General features: G+C 46.0%; 26 protein-coding genes and 1 pseudogene. 18 read left to right on the top strand and 9 right to left on the bottom strand.

Annotated elements, in window-relative coordinates:
- Positions 1 to 71 precede the first annotated feature (71 nt).
- From NKU06_RS11185 to NKU06_RS11165, 5 genes are all read left to right on the top strand, one after another.
- On the top strand, positions 72 to 2,375 hold the full coding sequence (locus NKU06_RS11185) for a bifunctional prephenate dehydrogenase/3-phosphoshikimate 1-carboxyvinyltransferase (protein ID WP_254731142.1): 2,304 nt from the start codon (positions 72 to 74) through the stop codon (positions 2,373 to 2,375).
- Positions 2,376 to 2,485: 110 nt separating this feature from the next.
- Positions 2,486 to 3,391 carry an EamA family transporter RarD gene (gene rarD, locus NKU06_RS11180; RefSeq protein ID WP_254731140.1) on the top strand — a complete coding sequence of 302 codons (906 nt, stop codon included), beginning with the start codon at positions 2,486 to 2,488 and terminating at the stop codon, positions 3,389 to 3,391.
- Positions 3,392 to 3,394: 3 nt separating this feature from the next.
- Positions 3,395 to 3,754 (top strand): dihydroneopterin aldolase, encoded by a 360-nt coding sequence (folB, locus tag NKU06_RS11175; RefSeq protein ID WP_254731136.1) that lies wholly within the window; start codon positions 3,395 to 3,397, stop codon positions 3,752 to 3,754.
- On the top strand, positions 3,751 to 4,173 hold the full coding sequence (locus NKU06_RS11170; RefSeq protein ID WP_254731134.1) for a 2-amino-4-hydroxy-6-hydroxymethyldihydropteridine diphosphokinase: 423 nt from the start codon (positions 3,751 to 3,753) through the stop codon (positions 4,171 to 4,173). The genes folB and NKU06_RS11170 overlap by 4 nt, the downstream gene beginning before the upstream one ends.
- A 13-nt stretch (positions 4,174 to 4,186) precedes the next feature.
- Complete coding sequence (locus NKU06_RS11165) at positions 4,187 to 4,825, top strand: FMN-binding negative transcriptional regulator (protein WP_254731132.1); 639 nt, start codon at positions 4,187 to 4,189, stop codon at positions 4,823 to 4,825.
- Between the two features lie 39 nt (positions 4,826 to 4,864).
- Here the strand turns inward: NKU06_RS11165 and NKU06_RS11160 are convergent, their stop codons facing one another.
- From NKU06_RS11160 to NKU06_RS11145, 4 genes are read right to left on the bottom strand one after another with little or no spacing between them, the layout of a single operon-like run.
- Complete coding sequence (locus NKU06_RS11160; protein WP_254731129.1) at positions 4,865 to 6,112, bottom strand: AAA family ATPase; 1,248 nt, start codon at positions 6,110 to 6,112, stop codon at positions 4,865 to 4,867.
- A gap of 27 nt (positions 6,113 to 6,139) precedes the next feature.
- Positions 6,140 to 6,523, bottom strand: coding sequence for an aspartate 1-decarboxylase (panD, locus tag NKU06_RS11155; protein WP_253223711.1), 384 nt, complete (start codon positions 6,521 to 6,523; stop codon positions 6,140 to 6,142).
- Positions 6,524 to 6,570: 47 nt separating this feature from the next.
- Positions 6,571 to 7,614 carry a lipid A biosynthesis acyltransferase gene (locus tag NKU06_RS11150; protein WP_254731126.1) on the bottom strand — a complete coding sequence of 348 codons (1,044 nt, stop codon included), beginning with the start codon at positions 7,612 to 7,614 and terminating at the stop codon, positions 6,571 to 6,573.
- Positions 7,611 to 9,569, bottom strand: coding sequence for an ATP-binding cassette domain-containing protein (locus tag NKU06_RS11145; RefSeq protein WP_254731123.1), 1,959 nt, complete (start codon positions 9,567 to 9,569; stop codon positions 7,611 to 7,613). Before NKU06_RS11145 ends, NKU06_RS11150 begins: the two co-directional genes overlap by 4 nt.
- A gap of 182 nt (positions 9,570 to 9,751) precedes the next feature.
- Here NKU06_RS11145 and NKU06_RS11140 point away from each other — a divergent pair, with 182 nt between their 5' ends.
- The 7 genes from NKU06_RS11140 (at position 9,752) to radA (ending at position 15,602) form a co-directional block, all read left to right on the top strand.
- Entirely contained in the window at positions 9,752 to 9,988 is a 237-nt protein-coding gene (locus tag NKU06_RS11140) for a SlyX family protein (RefSeq protein WP_254731120.1), read from the top strand.
- Positions 9,989 to 10,195: 207 nt separating this feature from the next.
- Positions 10,196 to 11,764 carry an outer membrane protein transport protein gene (locus tag NKU06_RS11135; protein WP_254731117.1) on the top strand — a complete coding sequence of 523 codons (1,569 nt, stop codon included), beginning with the start codon at positions 10,196 to 10,198 and terminating at the stop codon, positions 11,762 to 11,764.
- A gap of 128 nt (positions 11,765 to 11,892) precedes the next feature.
- Positions 11,893 to 12,570, top strand: a complete 678-nt coding sequence (gene rpe / locus NKU06_RS11130; RefSeq protein ID WP_254731114.1) for a ribulose-phosphate 3-epimerase — start codon at positions 11,893 to 11,895, stop codon at positions 12,568 to 12,570.
- Positions 12,570 to 12,872, top strand: coding sequence for a hypothetical protein (locus tag NKU06_RS11125; protein WP_254731111.1), 303 nt, complete (start codon positions 12,570 to 12,572; stop codon positions 12,870 to 12,872). Before rpe ends, NKU06_RS11125 begins: the two co-directional genes overlap by 1 nt.
- Complete coding sequence (locus NKU06_RS11120; protein WP_254731108.1) at positions 12,872 to 13,174, top strand: hypothetical protein; 303 nt, start codon at positions 12,872 to 12,874, stop codon at positions 13,172 to 13,174. Before NKU06_RS11125 ends, NKU06_RS11120 begins: the two co-directional genes overlap by 1 nt.
- Positions 13,175 to 13,237: 63 nt before the next feature.
- Positions 13,238 to 14,035 carry a hypothetical protein gene (locus tag NKU06_RS11115; RefSeq protein ID WP_254731105.1) on the top strand — a complete coding sequence of 266 codons (798 nt, stop codon included), beginning with the start codon at positions 13,238 to 13,240 and terminating at the stop codon, positions 14,033 to 14,035.
- A gap of 145 nt (positions 14,036 to 14,180) precedes the next feature.
- Complete coding sequence (gene radA / locus NKU06_RS11110) at positions 14,181 to 15,602, top strand: DNA repair protein RadA (protein WP_254731102.1); 1,422 nt, start codon at positions 14,181 to 14,183, stop codon at positions 15,600 to 15,602.
- A 90-nt stretch (positions 15,603 to 15,692) separates the two neighbouring features.
- On the opposite strand, the gene NKU06_RS11105 is transcribed toward radA, so the two are convergent.
- From NKU06_RS11105 to NKU06_RS11090, 4 genes are all read right to left on the bottom strand, one after another.
- Positions 15,693 to 16,865 carry an iron-containing alcohol dehydrogenase gene (locus NKU06_RS11105; protein WP_254731099.1) on the bottom strand — a complete coding sequence of 391 codons (1,173 nt, stop codon included), beginning with the start codon at positions 16,863 to 16,865 and terminating at the stop codon, positions 15,693 to 15,695.
- A gap of 337 nt (positions 16,866 to 17,202) precedes the next feature.
- On the bottom strand, positions 17,203 to 18,063 hold the full coding sequence (locus NKU06_RS11100) for an MBL fold metallo-hydrolase (RefSeq protein WP_254731096.1): 861 nt from the start codon (positions 18,061 to 18,063) through the stop codon (positions 17,203 to 17,205).
- 4 nt (positions 18,064 to 18,067) lie between these two features.
- On the bottom strand, positions 18,068 to 18,478 hold the full coding sequence (locus tag NKU06_RS11095) for a DUF6691 family protein (RefSeq protein WP_254732081.1): 411 nt from the start codon (positions 18,476 to 18,478) through the stop codon (positions 18,068 to 18,070).
- Positions 18,479 to 18,497: 19 nt separating this feature from the next.
- Positions 18,498 to 18,914 carry a YeeE/YedE family protein gene (locus tag NKU06_RS11090; protein WP_254731093.1) on the bottom strand — a complete coding sequence of 139 codons (417 nt, stop codon included), beginning with the start codon at positions 18,912 to 18,914 and terminating at the stop codon, positions 18,498 to 18,500.
- A gap of 193 nt (positions 18,915 to 19,107) precedes the next feature.
- Between NKU06_RS11090 and NKU06_RS11085 the strand changes: the two genes are divergently transcribed.
- Positions 19,108 to 19,362 carry a helix-turn-helix transcriptional regulator gene (locus NKU06_RS11085; RefSeq protein ID WP_254731090.1) on the top strand — a complete coding sequence of 85 codons (255 nt, stop codon included), beginning with the start codon at positions 19,108 to 19,110 and terminating at the stop codon, positions 19,360 to 19,362.
- A 105-nt stretch (positions 19,363 to 19,467) separates the two neighbouring features.
- Here NKU06_RS11085 and NKU06_RS11080 read toward each other — a convergent pair whose 3' ends face one another.
- The gene (locus NKU06_RS11080; RefSeq protein ID WP_254731087.1) at positions 19,468 to 20,376 is read right to left on the bottom strand and encodes a LysR family transcriptional regulator; all 909 of its coding nucleotides are present in this window, start codon (positions 20,374 to 20,376) and stop codon (positions 19,468 to 19,470) included.
- Between the two features lie 123 nt (positions 20,377 to 20,499).
- Between NKU06_RS11080 and hppD the strand changes: the two genes are divergently transcribed.
- The 5 genes and pseudogenes from hppD to NKU06_RS11055 all read left to right on the top strand — a co-directional run bounded on the left by hppD (position 20,500) and on the right by NKU06_RS11055 (position 24,271).
- On the top strand, positions 20,500 to 21,591 hold the full coding sequence (gene hppD, locus NKU06_RS11075; protein WP_253223696.1) for a 4-hydroxyphenylpyruvate dioxygenase: 1,092 nt from the start codon (positions 20,500 to 20,502) through the stop codon (positions 21,589 to 21,591).
- 254 nt (positions 21,592 to 21,845) lie between these two features.
- A complete protein-coding gene (locus NKU06_RS11070; RefSeq protein WP_254731084.1) occupies positions 21,846 to 22,094 on the top strand; it encodes a hypothetical protein in 249 nt (82 codons plus the stop codon).
- Positions 22,063 to 22,467: pseudogene (locus NKU06_RS11065) on the top strand (Na+/H+ antiporter NhaC family protein); the annotation flags it as partial. The gene NKU06_RS11070 and the pseudogene NKU06_RS11065, both read left to right, overlap by 32 nt.
- Before the next feature lie 177 nt (positions 22,468 to 22,644).
- Positions 22,645 to 23,295 (top strand): maleylacetoacetate isomerase, encoded by a 651-nt coding sequence (gene maiA, locus NKU06_RS11060; RefSeq protein ID WP_254731078.1) that lies wholly within the window; start codon positions 22,645 to 22,647, stop codon positions 23,293 to 23,295.
- A gap of 208 nt (positions 23,296 to 23,503) precedes the next feature.
- Complete coding sequence (locus tag NKU06_RS11055) at positions 23,504 to 24,271, top strand: ABC transporter permease (protein WP_254731075.1); 768 nt, start codon at positions 23,504 to 23,506, stop codon at positions 24,269 to 24,271.
- Positions 24,272 to 24,280: the final 9 nt, after the last annotated feature.

Raw genomic sequence — 24,280 nt, 5'->3', positions numbered from 1 at the left:
TTAGTTTTTGTTAAGAATTGAGTGATTATTTTAATGCAAATTATCATCAGTCAAATCGGGAAATATCACCAATGGATGAGATGACAAAGCCGCTATTTGCCCATCTGTGCGTGATTGGGCTTGGGCTGATTGGTGCGTCGCTGGTGCAGGCGGTGCATAATGCCAATCAGCGTCGCAGTACACCGCTCGTCGGTAAAATCACTGCAATGGATACCAACGCCACAAGCATCAAAGACGCCATCAATGCTGGTGTGATTGCTGATGGTAGCACCCAGATTGACAAAGCTGTCAAGGGTGCGGATATCGTGGTGATTGCTGTACCTGTCAAGGCGATGGCATCTGTGATGCACTCGCTCAAAACGGCGATGGATGCAGGTGTCTTGGATGCAGACTGTCTAATCAGCGATGTTGGTAGCACTAAGCAAAGTGTTGCAGCACTTGCTGATGAAGTTTTTGGCGACCATCATCATTTTATCGGTGGGCATCCGATTGCAGGTGCTGAGAACTCAGGCTTTCATGCCAGAAATGGCGAGCTGTTTGTACAGCATAAACTGATACTATGCCCGACAGACAGTACGGATTTGACACGACTTGCAAAGCTGCGTCAGCTATGGCAAGGCGTGGGTGCTGATGTCATCGAGATGGATGCCAAGCGTCATGATGAGATTTTGGCTTATACTAGTCATTTGCCGCATTTATTGGCGTTTAGCTTGACGCATCAGCTGGCAAGCCATGATGATAATTTGGATATTTTTCGTTATGCCGCAGGGGGCTTTCGTGACTTTAGTCGCATTGCCGCCAGTCATCCTGTGATGTGGCATGATATTTTTATCGCCAATAAATCAGCACTGCTCAACTCTCTAAATGAGTTTCAACAACATCTGAATGAATTTAAAGAAATTATCGAGACACAAAATTCAGAAAAATTACTTGATTGGCTGGCGACCTCTCGCCATGCACGCCGTCATTTTGGGCATATGCTTGCCAAAAAATCCACACACAAACCCAATAGCATCATCACAACCGATGCCATCAAGGACACGATTATGAGTCAAAGCTACCATATCCGCCCCCAAAACCACATTGCAGGTACCATCACCGTACCAGGGGATAAATCTATTTCACATCGCAGTATCATGTTTGGCTCGCTTGCTGATGGCGTGACTCATGTGAGCGGTTTTTTGCAAGGTGAAGATGCACTGGCGACCTTACAGGCATTTGCTGATATGGGTGTCAAAATCGAACGCGATGGCGATAAAGTTACCATTCATGGCGTAGGTATCGATGGCTTACAAGCACCAAAAGAGCCGTTGTATATGGGCAACTCAGGCACAAGTATGCGTCTATTGGCAGGGATTTTATCTGCTCAACGCTTTGACAGTGTCATGACTGGGGATGTAAGCCTATCTAAGCGTCCGATGGAGCGTGTCGCAAAGCCACTGCGTGAGATGGGTGCTGTGATCCAATCGACAGGCGAAAAAGGTACAGCACCGCTATCAATCACAGGTTCGCAGTCATTGACAGCGATTGATTATACCTTGCCTGTGGCATCAGCACAGATTAAGTCATGCTTGATCTTGGCATCACTTTGGGCAAATGGCACGACCACCATCCGTGAGCCTGAAGTCAGCCGTGACCATACTGAGCGTATGCTGAACGCCTTTGGTTATCCTGTACACACTGATGGTAATGTCATCACAGTGACAGGTGGCGGACGCTTGACAGCGACGGATATCATCGTACCTGCTGATATCTCAAGTGCGGCATTTTTTATGGTGCTGGGTGCAATCGGTGGTGGTGAAGGCTTGACCATCCAAAAAGTCGGCATGAATCCAACTCGTACTGGTGTGATTGACATCCTAAAGCTAATGGGTGCTGACATCACAGTGACTAACGAAACCATCGTCGGCGGCGAGCCAATCGCTGATATTACTGTTAAGCCATCGGATTTGCACGGCATTGATATTCCTGAGCATCTCGTGCCGCTAGCGATTGATGAATTTCCTGTACTGTTTGTCGCAGCCAGCTGTGCCACAGGTACAACCAAGCTGACTGGTGCCAAAGAACTCAGAGTCAAAGAATCTGACCGTATTGCAGTGATGGCAGATGGTTTGGCGACTTTGGGCGTAGAATCAACTGTCCTAGAAGATGGCATCATCATCCAAGGTCGTGGTGTGGCAGGCGAGCGTAATGCCATCTTTGGCGGTGGTGTGATTGAATCGCATCATGACCATCGCATTGCCATGAGCTTTGCGGTGGCATCGGCTCGTGCATCTGATGAGATCATCATCCAAGGTACTGAGACGGTCAATACCAGTTTTCCAAACTTTGCCGAACTTGCCAATTCGGTCGGTCTAAGCATTGATGTGAAATAACCCTCTTTATATTTCATTCATTGAGATATGATTTGTGCTTGATGATTGACCCATGAGCTCATCACTGTTTGTATCGTCAAATGGTGGTGGGTCAATAAGGAAAATACATCGTGAATCAGCCAACCAAAACGGTCAAGACTACCACCCAAGGCATCATCACCGCTTTGGTGGCTTTTTTGTTATGGGGTAATTTCCCCTTATATTTTAAAGAGTTAAGCCATTATGATGCCGTCGAAGTCATCGCGCATCGCGTGGTGTGGACTTTTGTGCTGCTTGCAGTGTTCTTACTGGTTACGCGCCGCACGGCATGGCTTGGGGTGATTCGCCACAATCCCAAGTGGCTTGCTTTGACTTTCATTGCTGCACTGCTGATTGGGACCAATTGGCTGACTTATGTGTGGGCGGTGACGCACGATCAAGTGCTGGAAGCCAGTCTTGGCTATTTTATTAATCCGCTGATGGGCGTGGCGTTATCATTGGTTTTTTTGAAAGAAAAATTAAGAAAACTACAAAAAATCGCCGTGCTGCTTGCCGCCATCGCGGTTGGCATCCAGGTAGTGTGGCTTGGCGGCTTGCCGTGGGTGAGTTTGCTTCTGGCATTAAGCTTTAGCATCTATGGGATTTTGCAGCGGCAGACACCGTTTGATGCCATTGATGGCTTGTTTCTTGAGACGGCGCTGCTGTTGCCGATTTGTCTGTTGTGGCTGTCGCAAGCAAGCGTGGCAAGCTCAAGCCTTGATTTGTGGCTGTCGCATGACATTTGGTTATTGATGCTTTCAGGGCCGATCACGCTGATTCCGCTATTGCTTTATAATAAATCCACCAAGATGGTAAGTTTTACTTTACTAAGCTTCATGGGATATTTAACGCCAAGTATTGTATTTTTATTGGCGGTGTTTTTGTACCAAGAGCCATTTACGCTCCAAAATATCGTGGTATTTGGTCTGATTTGGTTGGCATTATTGATTTTTAGTGTGGATTTGCTGAACAAACAACGCAAATCGACGGCAGGATGACAGATGAGTGATATTGTTTTTATTGAAGGTTTGCAAATTAACACTTTGATCGGCGTGTATTCGTGGGAGCGCGCCATCAAACAGCAGCTGATCATCGATGCTGAGATGGTCTGTGACATGACGCACGCCATCAAGGATGATGATGTGGCGCATGTGATCAATTATAAAACCGTCTGTGAAGACATGGAGCGGCTATGCCACGAGATTCAGGCTGAACTGCTTGAGACCTTAGCAGATAAGATTGCTGATCATGTACTACGCCATTATCCATGCAGTCAAATCACGCTCACCATCCATAAGCCGAACGCCATCAAGGCAGCCAAAAGCGTCGGTGTAAAAATCGTCCGCAGGGCAGCTGTATGAGCGATAAGCAGGTTAGCGAAATCGTCATCGCGCTTGGTAGTAATCATGATGCCGAAGCAGCTTTTGCCTGTGCAACCGATGCGCTCAGTCAGCTTGGGAAGGTAATGATGTCTGATATAATATCAGGGCGCGATTTCACAGGGCGCAGTAAACGCATCTATCATAATTCTTGTGCGTATATTGTACTTACACAGACTGTTAATTATACAGACATAGAAATTAAGCTTAAAACCATCGAGCGGCTATGCGGTCGTGATCCAGCCAAAAAATGCGCCGAGTACGATTATCAAGTGGCGATGGATTTGGACATCTTGGCGGTGTGTGTCGATGGCAAGTGGCAGCCAAGCAATGCACGCCTACCGTTCAAAAATCATGATCTACAAGGATTAAGACAGGTCGCGGCTTTTTTATTAGACTAAAAATGGAGTGGTGATGTTTATTCCAAGATCATTTAGCCAAACTGATCAATCAGCTATTGTTGATTTGATCAAAAATCATCCATTGGCAACCATCATCACAAGTGCCAATGGCGTACCTGTTGCTAGCCATGTGCCTGTGATTTATGTCAATGATGAGAAAGGTGAGCGACTGATCACTCATGTTGCACGCGCCAATGATATGTGGCAACATACTGATATGCCTTGGCTGATCGTATTTACAGGGGCGAGTCATTATATCAGCCCAAACTGGTATCCAAGCAAGGCTGCCACGCATAAAGAAGTGCCGACTTATAATTATCAAGCGGTGCATATCACCGCACAGCCAAAGATAGTCGATGGCGTGGGTGCGGTAGAAATCTTGGCAAAGACAACGGACTTTTTTGAAGAAAAGCTTGCCAATCAAGCACCCGATCATCAGCCGTGGCAGCTGAGTGATGCGCCTGATAATTTTATCCAAACCATGTGCAAGGCATTGGTGGCGATTGAGTTTGATATCGTTGATATCAAGGCGGCTTTTAAACTGAGTCAAAATAAGTCTGATGAAAATCGGGCAGGTGTGGTGGCAGGCTTACAAGCATTGGACACGCATGATGCGCGTATTATGGCGGATTTGGTCATGGCTGCAAAATAACGCGATAATCTACCGCACTAAGCAATCTTAAAATTGGTCTTAAAACGGAATATCATCATCAGGATCTGAAATGCGATAGCTATTCAGCTCAATGATATGTTCGACTTGTGCCAGCGTGTCTGGATCAATGACTTCATCATAGTCATCAATTTCATAAAAACAATCATAATCATCAATCATCAGATAATAGCAGCGTGTCTCATCGATGTCTTTTTGGCTGGCGGCTTGATATAGTATTTCGCTTAGCTGATCTAGACTGGTAAAGCTTTGGTACAGCCCGCGCACACCAAACTGATCGATGGATTTTTGGTTGTTTTTAATCAATAAATCTAAAAAATCATCTGCCAATACTAATTTACAATTATACCGCTTAAGCTGAGTTTGTACTTGTACAAAAGGCGATATCGGACTGTTTAAAAAGATGTCCGTGAGCATACTGTGATCAAGCGGACTCATGATGATGATCTTGCCCATGCGACCGATCAACTCATCAGGCAAGCCAAACTCTGCAAGGCTTTTCAGGCTTGTGGGGACGAATTTTTTGCCATCACTGGGTGCGGCGATCTCTTGGGTAAAGCCGATGCTTTGGTTCGGTCTGAAGTGCTGTGCAAAGCTACCACCTAGAATGAACAGCAGATTTGAGCTGTCAAAAGATGCGTTATCATCTGTAGGAAAAGGTGCTGTTCCTTCAATAATACTTAACATTTCCATCGCCAAAGTTCGTCGATATTGTCCATGCTGATCTCTGGCATCTGTGGCGAAAAGTTTATCAAATTCATCAAAGAACACCACGGAGTGGCGCAGCTTGACAGCGTCATTCTCAGCCATCGCTTTTAGCCGTTTGCCGACATGCACCAAGTTTGTGCCGCGATAGCTGGCAGGGCTGAGATGGGTAGAATCGACGATGATAAAATTGATGTCAAACATTTGGCACAGCTGCTTGACCAAATGCGTCTTGCCGCTACCTGTACCGCCTGTCAAGAAGATCGGCGGCTGCTTTGTGCCAGTGGGCCTGGGCGGTGAATAGCGCGTGGCATCACCTGATAGCTCCAACTTGTCTTTTTGCGTCCGAAGCTGATCATATAACAGCCAGCGGGCGTTGTATTTTTGTTGATTTTCGATGGCTAATAACTGCGTATGGATCGCACTGGCAAGCTGTTTGAGTGCAGTATCTTGGTGCAAGATCACCTTAGATGCACGCTCAAAGATTTCTTGGGGTGTCGGAACTTCGCTCTCATAGGGGTGAGTTTTTAGACCGACTGCCAATTTGTGCAAAAGTTTTGACATAATACATTATTTACCAAATTTAAATAATTACCAAACTGTATTGGCAGGCTCGTAATGCATCACTGATGTGATGTGGTTATGCCCATCGACCAAGACAACATTGGGCTTATGAGTCTGTGCCTGTTCATCACTCATCATAACATAAGACATGATGATGACGATATCACCTGCTTGTACCTTGCGCGCGGCTGCACCATTTAGGCATACCACGCCGCTGCCGCGTTCGCCTGCGATGGTATAAGTTTCAAAGCGTTCGCCGTTGTTATTATTGACGATGCTCACCTTTTCATTGACCAAAATTCCAGCAGCGTCTAGCAAATCGACATCAATGGTGATGCTACCGACATAATTTAAATTGGCTTCGGTGACGGTAGCGCGGTGAATTTTACCACCCAAAAGTGTGCGAAACATAGTGTTCTCCTAAGTTTATTTATAAATAATTTAAAATATACAATCAATCATGAATAATATTTTGTGCCATCGGCTTGGTTCTTGTAGCGGCGGTGAAACCACATCCACTGGCTGATATCTTTTAAGATATTCTGTTCAATCAAACGATTGACGCGTTCGGCATCTGCCACTTCGTCCGCCGATGGATAATCAGTCAGTGCAGGGCTTAGGCTGATGTGATAATGCGGACGGCGACCTGATGGAATGTGATCGGGCGTTTGGCGCACCATATCCATCATCAGCACCGCAGGCGGATTGGCTTTATCACCCATCTTGGCAAGGCGGCGCTGTGCGGTGATGGTCGCGGCAGGTACGCCAAAAAATGTCGCCATCACACCATTTTCTAGCCCAAAATCTTGATCAGGTGAGTACCAAATCACGCGACCAGCTTTGATGCGTGAAATCAGCTTTTTCATATCGCGGCTTGAGATTTGCTCATCAAAAATCCGACGACGCGCGTTATAAATAAACCACTCAAACAGTGGATTATTTTGGCAGCGATACACACAATCTGCACCAAAAAACTGTGTGCATAAACGACCGCCCAGATCAAGCGTGGTATAGTGTCCGCCTAACAAAATCACCGCTTTGCCGTCCTGCTGCGCGCGTACTAGGTGCTGCAGACCTGAGATGCTAAAGCTTTTGATAAAGACATTCGGGCGATACCAAGCACATAGGCTTTCAAAGATACCGATGCCTTGATTGATGAACACTTGGCGGGTGATTTGCGCGCGTTCATCATCGCTTTTATTGGGAAAAGCTAGGCGCAGATTGGTCATCGTGTCCTTGACGCGGCGTTTGGCAAGGCGATGCACAAGCTTGCCGATGGCTTTACCGATCATAAACTGCACGCGCAGCGGCAGATAAATCAAAGGCAAAAGCAGCAGTATCGCGCACCAAATGCCCCAATAGCGCGGGTGCAAAAACGACCACTGAAACGGCAATGGCTTGGCAAGGTTGGTTTGCTTGTGATTGTCCGTCAGTTTTACCGCGCCTTTGGTCGATGTGGGCGTCGGGGTATTACCGCATGAATTTGTAGATCTGCAGCTCATTTTGCAATGCTCTCAAGTTCGTCCCAGCGTTCTAGTTTGTGAAGTAATTCTTCATCAATCGCGCCCAATCGCTCGCTTGCTGCTGTCGCTGCTGCAAGGTCGGTGGTGAACCAGCTGCCATCTTCTAATTTGGTAGAAAGTTCGGCTTGTTCAGCTTCTAGCGCGGCGATCTCATCAGGCAGGCTGTCAAGTTCGCGCTGCTCTTTATAAGACAGCTTACGCTTTTGGGTGGTGTCGGCTTTGGCAGCAGGTTTGGGGGCTGCAGTTTGGTTGTCGGGTTTTGCTTCAGTTTTATCCGCAGGTTTGGCAGGCTTGGGATTGGCTGCCAAAAACCGCTCATGCTGCACCAAATAATCTTCATAACCGCCGACATATTCGCGCACCACGCCATCGCCGTGCTTGTCAGTGTCAAATACCCAAGTCTGCGTCACCACATTGTCCATAAAGGCGCGATCGTGGCTGATGAGTAGCACCGTGCCTTCAAAGTTCACCACAAAGTCTTCTAATAGCTCAAGCGTCGCCATGTCAAGGTCATTGGTCGGCTCGTCAAGCACCAGTACATTGGCAGGCTGTAGCAAGAGTTTGGCGAGTAGAACGCGCGCTTTTTCACCGCCTGATAGTGCTTTGACAGGGGTGCGAGCGCGGTTTGGCGTGAATAGAAAATCTTGTAGATAGCCTAAAATATGCGTCTTGCGACCCGCGACTTCGACATGGTCTGAGCCTTCAGACACATTGTCCGCCACGGATTTTTCAGGGTCAAGATCATCTTTGAGCTGATCAAAAAAAGCGATGTTCAGATTCGTGCCAAGCTTGATCTTGCCGGCCTTGATCGCCGATTCATCAAGTCCTAAGATGGTCTTGATTAAAGTGGTTTTGCCCACGCCGTTTTTGCCGATAATACCAACTTTATCGCCACGAAGTAGCAGGGTGCTAAATTCTTTGAGCAGAATTTTATTGTCGTATTCTAGCGTTAAGTGATTGACTTCACAGATGATTTTGCCTGATTTTTCAGCGGTATTTTGGGCAAGGCTGACATTGCCGACGACATCACGGCGTGCTTTGCGCTCTTCACGCATTGCCTTTAAAGCACGGACGCGACCTTCATTACGCGTGCGGCGCGCCTTGATGCCTTGACGAATCCATGCTTCTTCTTGGGCAAGTTTTTTATCAAATTCAGCAAAGCTTTTTTGTTCACTGGCAAGCTCTTGTTCTTTAAGCTCTTGGTAGCGTGCATAGCCGCCTGAGCCTTGATTGACATCGTAGCTTGACAGCTGACCACGATCAAGCTCAATGATGCGCGTGGCAAGTTTATCGACGAATTTACGATCGTGGGTGATGAATAGCACTGTTAAGCGTTCGTTTAATAAGAAATCTTCTAGCCAATCAATGCTTTCGATGTCGAGATGGTTGGTCGGCTCATCAAGCAGCAGCACATCAGGCTCGGTCACCAGCGCGCGAGCCAATAGTACACGGCGCTTACGACCACCTGATAATTCTGACAGCTCAGCATCAGCATCAAGCCCCATGCTATCAATGATGGCGCGCGCTTTTCGTTCAAAGTCCCAACCGTGTAGCACATCTAAAGTATGCTGTAGATGACTCATCTCATCACAAGCCTTGTTATCACCAAGGCCGCACGCATCGCTCGCCGCATGATAGGCTTTGAGCGCATCGGCGATTTGTGGATTGCCACCCATCACCACATCCAAGACGCGCGCTGATTGATTGGGGACATCTTGGGCAAGCATGGCAATTTTTGTGCCATCTTTAATCAAAACTTCACCATCATCCGCATGCAGCTCCCCTGTGATGAGCTTAAACAGCGTCGATTTGCCTTCGCCATTTCGCCCAATCAAACACACGCGTTCAAACGGCTCAAGGCTAAAATTCACGCCATCTAAAATCGGCGCAACTCCAAAAGCCAAATGGATATTTTTTAATTGAATCAGTGCCATAATAATTAATCAATCGTCATAATTTATAAAAATTGTCGTTCAACCTTTTATCATATCAAACTTTGGCGGTGATTTGTGCGAAAAATTGTGACGATTTTGTGCAAAATAGCGTAAAATAAGCGGTCAATTTACCCATGTTTTCGCCTTTAGTGGTGATTAAAAGTCATTTATCAGAGTAATTTATGCCAAAGACAACCCATGCTGATCACAGTGTAGAAGACGCACTGATAGAGCTGCAGACGCGTATCAGTTTTTTGGAAGATATGTGCGATAAGCTTAACGATGTCATCGCGCGCCAAGACCGCCAATTGACCGATTTACAAGACCAATTGCGCCTTGTGTATCAGCAAGTAACCACCAAAGATGAAGTGGGCATTGCACCATTTGATCTGCTTGCTGATAAGCCGCCGCATTATTAATATACATAAGCTGCGCATAAGTGATGGTGTCCAAATTGCGAGCAATGACGAATCAGTATTCAAAAATTTCAAACTATTTCTTGAATTTGTGCATTTTTTCGCTTGTGTTGCGTTTTGTTTTGTTTTAACATACGAAAGACAAGACGGCTGCCGAACTAAAGGAATATGGCGCGTTTTGTTTTTAGGGAACTTTTATTGGAGATTAATATGACTGTATCATTTGGCTATAAAGCACTAAGCCTGGCTGTCGTTGCAGGATTGGCAGCGACCACCGCCCAAGCGGCAGGCTTAGATCGTTCAGGTCAAGATGTGACTGCATTTTTACAAGATGGCACTTATGCGGAAGCGGTTTATACCTATATCGACGCTGATGTGACTGGTAAAGACACCAGTGGTAACAGTGTGGGTGACGCGGCTGAAGCGTATGACTTTTTCCGTTTCGGTGTCAAAGGCGATATCAATGATCGCTTTAGTGTTGGTGTGTTGTATGATGAGCCATTTGGTGCAGCGGTCGAATATCACGGCGACAATAACTTTGTTGGTCAAGGGGCTGATGCTACCATTGCAGCATTAACCGGTGGAAAGGCTACAACCATAGCAGATGCTCAAGCTAATCTAGGCAAGTTGCAAGATGGCTTAGCGAGTATCGAAATGGCAAATGGCAGGATTGCCGATCTAGAACAAAAGCAATCTTTATTAACTGCTGGTATTGCTCAAGCAAAAGCCGCAGGTGCTGATGCAACCGCTTTGGCTTTGAATGAGCAATTAAAACAGGTTGAAGGCGGCCTGGCTCTTGTAAATAAAAATTTGTCAGCGGGTGAAGCTGCGTTATTAGAAGCAACAGGAGCAAAGGATTTAGACGGTGTTAAGAAAGCTGCTACTGATTTAGGGACTGCTATCAAAGCAGCAGGGCTTGCTGAAGCCACTAATGGTGAAGGCACTAATGTAGAAATTCGTACCAACAATGTTACTGCTTTGGTCGGTGCTAAATTTGGTGAAAAGCGCAATTTCCAAATCTACGGCGGTCCAGCGATTCAACGCCTAAATGGTCAAGTACATCTGCGCGGTGTGACTTATCAAGGTTCACAAGGTTATGATGCACGCATGAGTACTGATACTGATGTGGGTTGGGTAGCAGGTATTGCTTATAGCAAGCCTGAGATCGCTCTAAAAGCAGCACTGACTTATCGCTCTGAGATCGAGCACGAAACGCACATGGCTGAGACTTTCCCGAACTTGGCATTGCGCGGTATCGAGCCAACCACAGGTCGTAACTTTAAAGTAAAACTACCAGAGTCGGTAAACCTTGACTTCCAAACAGGTGTCAATCCAACCACGCTATTGACTGCCAAAGTACGCTATGTGCCATGGTCAGACTTTAACATCACGCCGCCAACTTATTCAGATGCAGCGCGTATGTCTAACCCAACCGCTTATCCAAATGGCTTGCCAATCGTCAGCTATTCAAAAGACCAATGGTCAGCTGAAGTGGGCTTGGGTAAAAAGCTAAGCGACAAACTGGCAGTATCGGGCGCAGTGGGCTATGACTCAGGCGCAGGCAACCCAGCAACTTCTCTAGGCCCAATCGAAGGCTACTGGAGCTTTGGTCTGGGTGCTAAGTATAATGTGACCCCAGAATGGTCAGTGTCAGTAGGCGGTAAATATCTGAAATTCGGTGATGCAACCGCGCAGCTGCCGACTGGCGCGCATGTGGGTGAATTCACGGATAATGACGGCTTTATCGCTGGTGTGAAACTTGCTTATCAAGCAAAATAATCCGTCGATGACACACGAAAACGGTTTGGCTCATTGCCAAGCCGTTTTTGTTTGTGCTGAATTTCTTTTCGTTTGGGTATAAATTTGGTATCATAAGCGAAATTTATCATTATTTTGGAAAACTGATTATGACCAAGCCTTTTTTGATTGCACCATCGATTCTTTCAGCTGATTTTGCCCGTCTTGGCGATGATGTCAAAGCCGTGATGGATGCTGGTGCTGATGTGGTACATTTTGATGTGATGGACAATCATTATGTACCCAATCTGACCTTTGGTGCGATGGTTTGCCAAGCGCTCAAAGACTACGGCATTACCGCACCCATTGATGTGCATCTGATGGTATCGCCTGTGGATCGTATGATTGAAGAGTTTTTAAAAGCTGGAGCGGATATCATCACCTTTCACCCCGAAGCGACTCAGCACATCGATCGCAGCTTACAGCTGATCAAAGATGGCGGTGCTAAGTGTGGCTTGGTATTCAATCCTGCCACGCCGCTACATTATTTGGATTATACCATTGATAAAGTGGATCAAATTCTATTGATGAGCGTAAACCCTGGCTTTGGCGGTCAAAAATTCATCAATGGCACGCTCAATAAACTCAAAGAAGTGCGTCAGCGTATCGATGCTAGTGGTCGTGATATTCGCCTAGAAGTTGATGGCGGTGTCAATGTTGCCAATATTCGTGCGATCGCTGAAGCGGGTGCGGATATGTTTGTTGCAGGTAGTGCGATTTTTAATCAGCCTGATTATAAAGCAGTCATCGATGCGATGCGTGCTGAGCTTGCCAAGGTAGGTGCTTGATGAGCGGACAAAAAAGCGTTGTACCGATGAGTTTCACCATCGGGCTTTGCTTGGCGAGTATCTTGCTGAGTATAGCAGGCTATGGCTTTCGCTTGATGTTCGGTGATGATGTGGCTGCGGTGATGCGTCATGCGATGGTGGTTGTGCCGTTTTTTGTCATCGTATTGCCTGTGCTGATGTGGCTTGGTAGTGTCGGGATGAATAAAATGGGCAAGGCATCGATTCATCCACGCAATGCTTTGACACTTGGCTGGCTATTGTCAGTGGTGGCATTATTATCCATTATGGGGGTGTATAGCTGATGATTAACAAGCTGATTCCTGATGCGATTACGCCAGTCGGCATACCCAAGGGATTGATTTTCTTACTGATTCTTTCTTGCCTATTGATTGGGCTATCGGGTCTGCGTTATGGTGGGCTGGAAGGGTGGCTGCACGTACTTGAAAATTGGCTGGTTTGCTTGATTATCATCCCTGCGTGTACAGCACTCGTGGCGATGCCGATGAAATGGCGTGATGATAGCTTTGATATCAAGATGGCGTATTATTTGGGGATGTTTGTGGCGTTTTTATTTATGATGGCAAAGCTTCGCTACTGGCGATGAGCTTGAAAATCTCAAAATAAGCCTTATAAATAGGACAAATTGGCTAGGAAAAACAACAAAGATATGTACAATACCGAACAATTACAAGAATGGCAAGACTTAACCATCGCTGAGCGTCTGCAGATGATCAGTGATTTGTGCAGTGCGGATCTGAGCGATGATGACGCGCTGGCGGTGCTGCATGAGTTGTTTTTTATGGAAATGGAGTTTGGTGCCAATCCTAAAGTCACCGATGCACTGGCGATGGCGATCGCTGAACGCATTGATCCACAGATTGTCGAGAAAATGGCAGAAGGGCTTGGCGTGCCATCGCCTTTGGCTGCCAATGATGCACCAAAAAAACGCCGTACGCGACGCAAAAAAACTGCTGATGCTGATACTGATGCTAATGCAGCACAAAATGATCAATCAGCTTTAGCGGGCGCTGATCAAGCCGAAACCACACCAAAAAAACGCACGCGTCGTAAAAAAGTCGCTGATGGTGAAAATACTGCTTCCGATGTCGATACCGATGTCAAAGCAGAGCAGTCTCAGGCAGAAACCGACGCACCCAAAAAACGCACACGCCGTAAAAAGTCTGACACACAAACCAAAGGCAAATCAAGAAATCGTCAGCTTGCGCAAGAAACGATGCTGGAATTTGTCGAAAATGAGCAAGGCGTGATGGTGCTGCGAGAGATGGGTAGTGATGAGATGCTTGTGAGTATCGAGTTTTCGGATAAAGTCAAAGAAATGCTTGGTATGGATGTGCGCATGGTCGGACAAGCCATGATTCATGCAGCGATCGCAAGTGTGGTTCAGCGTCAGGCGAATTTTTGGCACGCACACGTCTATGACGAAGAGCCGGCGCATTATAGCTAAATCACTGACGCTTGAATTAGGTATAAAGCTCAAATCATAGATTTGGGCTTTTTTGTTTGGGCCGTGTTATGTAAAACCTTGTCCAAAAATCCCTAAAAATGCTACAATTTGCCAATTTATCATTGATATACCATAGGAAAAATTCATGGCAAAGGCCAAATCTAGCTATGTCTGCCAAAATTGCGGTGCGATGTATGGCAAATGGGCAGGGCAATGTACTGACTGCGGTGAGTGGAATACACTGATCGAAGCGCCTAACACTGCCTTACCACATCACACCAAAAAATCAAGCAGTACAGTAGCTACACCCCGTAAGACTGCCAACTATGCAGGGGCAACCAGTGGCGTGATGACGCTGGATAATGTCGGCGTGACGCTTGAGACTCGGATGCCGACAGGGATTGGTGAGTTTGACCGTGTACTGGGTGGCGGACTTGTGGCAGGGTCGGTGGTACTGATTGGCGGTGATCCAGGGATTGGCAAATCGACGATTCTATTGCAAACTGCCATTAATATGGCAGCAAGTGACAGCCTGTCAGGCTCTGCGCTTTATATCACTGGTGAAGAGAGTCTGTCACAGGTGGCGATGCGCGCCAAGCGATTGGGCTTACCGACTGACCGCTTGCGAGTGCTGGCTGAGACCAATGTCGATACCATCTGTATGGCGTTGACCGCAGAGCAGCCTGCCATTGCGGTGATTGATTCGATTCAGACGCTATTTACTGAGATGATACAGTCCGCACCCGGGGGTGTGGCACAGATTCGTGAGTCGGCGGCGATTTTGACTCGCTATGCCAAGCAGACAGGCACAGCGCTGTTTTTGGTGGGTCATGTGACCAAAGAAGGGGCACTTGCTGGTCCAAGAGTGCTTGAGCATATGGTGGATACGGTGCTGTATTTTGAAGGGGAATCGGACAGTCGCTTTCGTATGATTCGTGCGGTGAAGAACCGTTTTGGGGCGGTCAATGAACTGGGCATCTTTGGCATGACGGATACGGGGCTAAAAGAAGTTGCCAACCCATCGGCGATATTTTTAAGTCGTTATGATAAGCCCATCGCAGGTTCGGTGGTGATGGTGAGCCGTGAAGGCACTCGTCCGCTACTGGTTGAAGTGCAAGCCTTGGTGGATAGCTCGCAAGCTCAGCCACGGCGTATGGCACTGGGTCTGGATTATCAGCGTCTTTCCATGCTCTTGGCAGTCATGCACCGTCATGGTGGCATTCATACCAGTGGCATGGATGTCTATGTTAATGTCGTCGGTGGTGTCAAGGTGATGGAGACAGGCTCGGATTTGGCGGTATTGCTCGCCTGTGCATCCAGCATCCGTGAAAAAGCTTTACCAAATCGTCTGTGCGTATTTGGTGAGGTAGGTCTGTCAGGGGAGATTCGCCCTGTGCCAAACGGTCAAGAACGCCTAAAAGAAGCCATGAAACACGGCTTTACCCATGCCATCGTCCCCAGAGCCAACGCTCCACAAGCAGGCAGTCGTCAGTTTGCAGGTATCACCATCATTGCGGTAGATAGACTAGATGATGCGATTTATCAAGCGTTTGAGATTGACGGATAGGGTGGTATTTGGATGAATAAAACACCCCAAAGGCTTATCTTAAGCGTTTGGGGTGCAGGCTCTTAGCTTGGCTTATGAATATTTGATGCTCTACATTGCTGCTTTAAAGATTTCCACAACTTGTGCATGCGTGGCTTTTCTTGGATTGGTTAGCATACAAGCATCATTTTGGGCATTGGTTGCCATGACATCCAAATCCTGCTCTTTGACGCCCAGTTTCGTCAGACCATTTGGAATGCCAACATCGGCCGCCAAGTCCTTGATGGCATCAATGGCAGCATAGCCTGCTTGCATCGGTGTCAGTCCATAAGTGTCAACACCAAGAAGCTCGGCGATGGCAGCATAGCGTTCAGGTGCGGCGATGAGGTTGAATTCACATACATGTGGCAATAATACGGCATTACACACGCCATGCGGTAAATTATAAAATCCACCAAGTTGGTGTGCCATCGCATGTACATAGCCCAGTGATGCATTATTAAATGCCATACCTGCCAAATATTGGGCATAACTCATCGCTTCTCTTGCTTCAATATTTTCGCCATTAGCCACCGCTTGACGCAGCCATTTTTGGATCATGACGATGGCTTTTTCGGCACAAGCATCAGTAATTGGCGTGGCATCGGTTGATACATACGCTTCTATGGCGTGCGTCAATGCATCCATACCAGTTGCCGCTGTCAGTGAAGCAGGCTTGGGCACCAATAAGCGAGGATCGTTAATAGCGATCAATGGCGTGCAACGCCAGTCAACAATCGCCATCTTTACATGCGTATCGGTATTGGTAATAATACAAAAACGGGTCATTTCAGACGCTGTGCCAGCGGTGGTATTGACAGAAATCAGTGGCGTCATCGGTACGCTGCTTTTATCCAGTCCTTCATAATCTCGGATATTGCCGCCGCCTGCTGTTACCAGCCCAATGCCTTTGGCACAGTCGTGCGATGAGCCACCACCCAAGGAAACAATAAAATCACAACCTTGATCGTTAAATACATCCACGCCATCATGAACATTTTTGTCAGTTGGGTTGGGTTCGGCACCTGAATAAATATGGCTATCCACATTGGCTTTTTTTAGATGCTCGGCGATGGTATCGGCAACACCAGCTTTGTGCAGACCTTGGTCAGTAACAATTAATGCTTTTTTTGCACCCAAATTTTTGGCTTGTTCGCCAATCTCTTGGACGCAACCTGCACCAAATAAAGAAACGCAAGGGATATAAAAACCACGGGTGTAGTCTTGAATTTGCTTAAACGCCATAACAACTCCTTTGAAATTAGCTCAGTTAAATGATAAATTCCGTTATCATGTAACCGCTTTCCATTTAAAATACACCATAAACAGTGTGTATTAACCCACCACTTGCAGCACATGTGAAATTAACTGAATGAACAAGTGATAACTTAATATACTGATTTCATCCGATTATGGCAAGTTAAATTTTTGTCATAATTCTTGATTATTTGTTATTTTTACATAATAAATCATAAAATTTACACTTGCTTAAGGTTCTTTGCATCACAAGAATCCTCAAAATAAAGCAGCAGCTTAGATTAATTCCAGCTGCTGCTTGATATAAATGACAAACAAGACAGATTTATCTAAACTGATTCAACGGAATCTTAAGATAGCTGATGTCATTATCCTCTGCTTGTGGCAAATTACCCGCTTGCAAATTGAACTGAATGGATGGCAAAAGTAGCTTAGGCATGGCTAGGGTGCGATCTTTGGCATCACGCATGGCAACGAATTCATCTTGGCTGATGGTGATATTGGCATGGATGTTGTGCTGCTTTTGTTCGCCGATGGTGGTTTTGAAGGCAAACGCTTGCCGTGACGGTGGTAGATAGTCATGGCACAGATAGACGGTGGTGTCATCGGGCAGCTGGTAGAGTTTTTGGATAGATTGATACAAAGCACGGCTACTGCCCTTAGGAAAATCACAACGAGCTGTGCCATAGTCTGGCATAAATAGCGTATCACCAACAAAGACAGCATCATCAATCCAATAGCTCATGCATGCTGGTGTATGACCCGGTGTGGCAAGTGCTCGAGCGGGCAGTGTGCCAATGTTAAAGTACTCATCGTCTTCAAAAAAATAATCAAACCCCATCATTGCATTGGCGGACTTAAAATCCAGATGATAAATCTCACCAAAGATACTTTGTACTTCATCAATGCGATGACTGATGGCGATTTTGCCACCAAGTTTTGATTTCAGATAACTGGCAGCACTTAGATGATCGGCATGAATATGCGTCTCAAGATGCCATGCCACCGTCCATGCTTGTGCATTGATATAGGCGATGATGTCATCGGCAAGTGTGGTATCAGTGCGAGCACTCGGCATATCAAAGCCAAGCACACTATCAATGATGGCACAGATACCACTTGTGTCATCAGCGGCAACATAGCTAAAGGTTTGACTATCTTTATCAAAAAACTCTTTAATAATCATCTGATTATCCTATATTGAGAATATCATGCAGAGACATGGTTATCAGCATTGGCAACATAAAATACAGTGATTGCAGTTGACCCAGACCCACTAGGCTGATCGCAGGTGCAGGACAAATCCCCACCAAGCCCCAACCAACACCAAACAGCATCGCACCAATAATCAGCCGAGCATCGATGACGGTTGCCGTCGGCAAGCTGAAAGTTTCACCCATCAGCGTATGTGCTTGTCGTTTGGCAAGGCTAAATGGCAATATGGCAACCCCAATCGCACCTGCCATGACAAAAGCAAGGCTGGGATCCCATGTACCAAATATATCCAAAAAACCGATGACTTTGGCGGGATTTGCCATACCAGACACTAGTAAACCTGCACCAAACAAGAGTCCAAATCCAAGCGCTAAGATGTTTTTGATCAATTGACTCATCATGCACCTACACCACTATAGCCAATAATCGCATCATAAACACGGTCAATATCCCTGCTGTCATAAAAGTCAATGTCGCTACCACTGATCGCAAGGATAGTCGTGCAATGCCGCAGATACCATGACCGCTTGTGCAGCCTGAGCCGAGCCGTGTGCCCAAACCTACCAGCACGCCTGCTATGATGAGCAGACCAGTTGAGTCTGTCAGGATGATGTCATCTATAGTTATCCAGCCAAACATCGATGCCAATAGGGCAGATAAACCAATACCGATCAGAAAAAATAAGGCAGGGCTGATTTTGGTTTTGGGCAAAGTTGCAATCATGCCACTGATGCCAACGACTTTACCAGTGGTATGCAGGTAGCCGACAGTCGCTGAGCCAATCATCACACCACCAAGTAGAGCTAATAAAAACGGATGCATTTCAATTCCTAATTCACAACAATTTATTTTATTATAATATATAAAATTATATAATGATAGTCGATTTTAACGGTAAATATGTTAAAATATGCCAAGCTTATAGCCCAACTACCTCTTGAGGATTTCAATGGATCAAAATAACAAATCCAAACCGTTTGATAAAGATATAAATTTTGACGCTTTACCACGGGTCATGGATGTGCTCAAAATACTTGCCAATCCTGAGCGACTGAAGATTGTTTGCGTACTTGGTGGGGGTGTTCTTAATGTCGGTGAGATTGAAGTCTTGACTGGCGTGACACAGCCAACGCTATCGCAGCAGTTGGGGATTTTGCGTAACTCAGGGATTGTTCACACCCAAAGACAGGGCAAGTATGTTTATTATTGTGTGGCAGATCAAAAAGTAGTACAGCTCATCACTCAGCTTCACGAATTGTATTGCCAATAAGCTACCGCATTTTATTACCTAGAGCAGGTTAAACCATGCCCAAGAGTATGGTATTTTTGGGTATTTTCAATATAATTAATAATTATTTTAAAAACAATTATTAATTTACCCAACCGAATCATGCCATACTTTACTATAGTTAATCAAAAACGCTTCAAACGCCATGACAGCAGGAGAAGTTGAGCGATAGCGATGTTTGTATAACAAAAATTTGTAGCTGATTTGTGGTTCGCTGATGGGCACCATGACAAGGTTCTGTTCATCGACCCAAGCTTTGGCATAGCCCAGTGCCATTGTCATACCCAAGCCTTGCTTGACCATACCAAGTGCCGTGGATAAAAAATTGACTTCATAATCACTGCGAAATACCTTAGTACTGATATCAAGTGGCAGATGATCGGCGATATAGTTGGCAAATGGCTCTTGTAAGGTGATTAATTCGCCATCGCTCATCTCACTCCAAGTCAAATCAGAGCGAGATGCCAAGGGGTGATCAGGGCGTACCACCAAGCGAAATGGCGATGAAAACAGCTCAGTCGCTGACAAATCGGTATGATAAGCAAACGCAGGACCAACGCCCAGATCCGCTTCTAATGTCTGCACCGAGTTAATGACATCTTCGACAGAGCAATCAATCAGATTGACCTGAATATCTGGATAAGCCTGTTTAAACTGCTTAATCAGCTCAGGCATGGCAGATGCGGCAAGCTGCTGTGGTGCTGCGATGCGCACTTTGCCTTGATGAAAGTCCTTGAGGTCGGCAATCTCATTACCCAGTACCTGCATATCATGGATAACTCGTAGGGCATGGGGTAAAAGTCGCTCGCCTGCTTCTGATAGATGCATCTGCCGTGTGGTGCGGTCAAATAGCCGAGTATCCAGCTGATTTTCCATCTCTTTGATCAGTCCGCTCAATGATGACTGAGTCAAGTGCAGCTCATCGGCGGCTTTGGTAAAGCTTTTGTGACGAGCGACGCTGACAAAGGCTTTGAGCTGGCGAAAGGTGATATTCATGGTAAAATCCGATAAATTCAAGAAAAAATCAATTTGTGCATAAGCTTGCGCTATTTTAAGATAAGGCACATATCCTTTACAAGTATCGAGGGATTTATTTTTTGAACCAACCAAGGAATGATTATGGCAGATTTATTCGAAAACCCAATGGGATTGTGTGGCTTTGAATTTGTAGAATTTGCAAGTCCGACACCAAATGTGCTTGAGCCACTGTTTGAAAAAATGGGCTTTACGCTCGTTGCCAAGCATCGCTCAAAAGATGTGCTACTGTACCGTCAAGGCGGCATTAATTTTATCGTCAATCGTGAGCCGAAGTCTGAGGCGATGTACTTTGCCAATGAGCATGGACCTTCGGCGTGCGGTATGGCGTTTCGGGTGCGTGATTCGCAGTTTGCGTATCAGCGTGCTATTGAGCTTGGTGCTCAACCTGTACAGATTCCGACATCGGTGATGGAGCTTCGCCTGCCTGCGATCAAGGGCATCGGTGGTGCACCCTTGTATTTGATTGACCGCTATGAGGATGGCAAATCGATTTATGATATTGATTTTGAATTCATCGAAGGGGTGGATCGCCATCCGGTCGGTTATGGCTTTTCGGTGGTGGATCATCTGACGCACAATGTCTATCGTGGGCGGATGGATTATTGGGCGAAGTTTTATGAAAAACTGTTCAATTTCCAAGAAATTCGCTATTTTGACATCAAAGGCGAATACACGGGATTGACCAGTCGTGCGATGACTGCACCAGATGGCTTGATTCGCATCCCATTGAACGAAGAGTCCAAGCAAGGCGGCGGTCAGATTGAAGAGTATCTGATGGCGTTCGGCGGTGAGGGTATTCAGCATATTGCGTTATTGACCGATGATTTGCTTGGTGCGATTGATAAGCTCAGAGCCGCTGGCATTCCGCTGATGACTGCGCCTAATGATGCCTATTATGAGATGCTTGATGAACGCCTACCAAATCATGGAGAAGATGTCAAAGCACTACAATCTCGTGGCATTTTGCTTGATGGTACGACCGAAGGCGGTCAGCCACGCCTATTATTGCAGATTTTCTCAGAAACAGCACTTGGCCCGGTATTCTTTGAATTTATTCAGCGTAAAGGCGATTATCGCGAGGGCTTTGGTGAGGGTAACTTTAAGGCGCTGTTTGAGAGCCTTGAGCGAGATCAGATCCGCCGTGGTGCTTTGGATGTCGATGCCGCTAAATAATTGGTCATCAGGCCGCTTGGTGAGTATTTGCCAAGCGGTTTTTTTGTTTTTAAAATCAAGGGATTAACTGTGTTACAATTAGGGATGATGGTTGATGATTGTTAAAATAACCACTGTGCCGTTTTGCTGTGCTTGATGGTTGTTTTAAATTTTTCAACCAAAGTCTGATGGGGTTTGAAAATCAAAATTTTTATAAATTTGTTGATAATCTCATTAGGCAAAATTTTCATCCATGAAGTTGTAAGGATATGGATATGAATGATAAAACCACGACATTATTGACCATCAGCCCGACTCAAGCGGTGGTGATGGCAGGCGTGATGGTGGCTGTGCTATCGGTGACGATGATTGCATGGGGTTGGGTGCCGCATTTATCGCTGCTTTTGGTGATTTTGGGCTTACTTGTGTTTGGATTTGTCAAAGGTCTGACATTTGACGCCATGCAAGATAAGATGATTGGCGGTGTGGCGACAGGGCTTGGGTATTTTGCCTGCGCTGCTTGATGGGATGCGCCACATTCTCACCAAAGCCAGTCGTGGTGTGGCAGCGACAGCATTCACATCCTTGGGCATCAATGTCTTGGTCGGTGAGCAGTATTTAAGCTTATTATTATCAGGCAATGCGTTTTTTTGCCTGAATACAAGCGGCTGGGCTTACATCCAAAAAACCTATCTCGTACCATTGAAGATGCAGGCATGGTCATCAATCCGCTTGTGCCGTGGGGCGTGTATGGGGGCTTTTTTTGCAGGGACATTTGGCATGCCTGTGATTGACTATGTGCCGTATGCGTTCTTTTGTTATCTATGCTTTGTCTTGACGCTGATTTTTGGATTTACAGGCTTTACCATTACCAAGCTGCCATCGCAAGCAAAATAAGCAATATGAAGTTTACATCACTGATATATGGTTTTTTTTGCAATATTTATCAGTTTTTGTGGGTTATGAAGTGGTGATTTTTTGATATAGTATTGCTATCAATTTGATGGGTTTCAAAGCTTGGGAGTGCTTTGGGATTTGTTAGTAGAATGATTGGATATGTCAAAAGGAATGCGTATGAAACTATATTCTTATTTTCGCAGTTCAGCATCTTATCGCGTGCGTATCGCACTCAATCTAAAGGGATTATCCGCCGATATCATCCCTATAAACTTGGTTAAATCGGAACAAAAAGACGCTGATTATACTGCCAAAAATCCCCAAGGGTTGGTGCCAAGCCTTGAGATTGACAGCACAGCAGGCAGCATGGTGTTGGCGCAGTCACTTGCGATCATCGAATATCTTGATGAGCTTGATTCATCTGTGCCACTGCTGCCAAGTGATCGTGATGGGCGCGCTATCGTGCGCAGTCTTAGTCAACTGATCGCTTGTGAGATTCATCCATTGAATAATTTACGCGTGCTAAAATATCTGACAGGTGAGTTGGGTGTCGATGAAGCGACAAAAAATGCATGGTATGCACACTGGATTCACGAAGGATTTCGCGCGCTAGAAGCAGAATTAAACAAGCACGCAGGGCAGTTTTGTTATGGTGATACGCCAACGATGGCGGACTGCTGCTTGGTGCCACAGGTGTTCAATGCCAAGCGCTTTGAAGTGGATTTGAGCGCATATCCAACCATTAATCGCATTGTGACAAATTGCCAAAGCCTAGATGCCTTTATCCAAGCTGCACCTGCCAATCAGCCTGATGCGCCAAGTGCTTGATTGAAGTTTGATATTAAGCGCCAACTTTAATCGAATCGTAAATCTTAAACTCCAAAACCCCAAGCCAAAAAGCCGTTTGGGGTTTTGTTTTTGTACCATGATATTTAGCAGTTACAAAGCTATGATAAACTTATGCATAAAGCTGGGACAAATATGCTAAAATGGCACAATTTTATCGCCATTTTCACCAATCGCTAAGCTACCCATCATGACCATTCGCCCATTTCGTCTGATTCGCCACTATGCACGGCATTATGCGCTGGTGCTGGCTTTGCTTGTGCTGTGGCAAGCGGTGATTGGTGCGGGACTTGTGCCTGATTATTTGCTGCCAAGCCCATGGCAGATCATACAGGCGCTGATCGATGATGCGCCGCTGCTTGCCATGCACGCCAAATATACGCTTGCGACGGCGTTTATCGGTACACTGATTGGGCTGTTGCTCAGCTTTGTGCTGTCGATTTTGATGGATTTGTCGCGCATTTTTCGCCAAAGTGTCTATCCGCTACTGCTACTGAATCAAACCATCCCAACGATCGCGATTGCACCGCTATTGGTGATTTGGCTTGGCTACGGTATCGCGCCAAAAGTGGTACTGGTGGTGCTGTCGGTATTTTTCCCGATGACCATTGCGCTGCTTGATGGCTATCGTTCGGTGAGTGCTGATGCGCTCAATCTGTTTCGCTCGATGAATGCCACGACTTATCAGACTTATCGCCACCTAAAGATACCGTCGGCGATGGGATATTTTTTTACAGGATTAAAAGTTGCTTTAAGCTATGCCTTAATATCAGCGGTGGTGGCAGAGTGGCTTGGCGGTTATCATGGGCTTGGCGTGTATATGACGCGTGTGCGCAAATCGTATGAGCTTGATAATATGTTTGCGGTGATTTTTTTGATCAGTTGCTTGACTTTATTGTTAATCGCACTGGTCAAATGGTGTGAAAAACGCGTGATGGCGTATCAATTTGTTAAGTAATTTTATAAA

This window comes from Moraxella sp. FZLJ2109 (assembly GCF_024296965.1).
Taxonomy (GTDB): Bacteria; Pseudomonadota; Gammaproteobacteria; order Pseudomonadales; family Moraxellaceae; genus Moraxella.
This window is presented reverse-complemented; position numbering and strand designations above follow the sequence as displayed.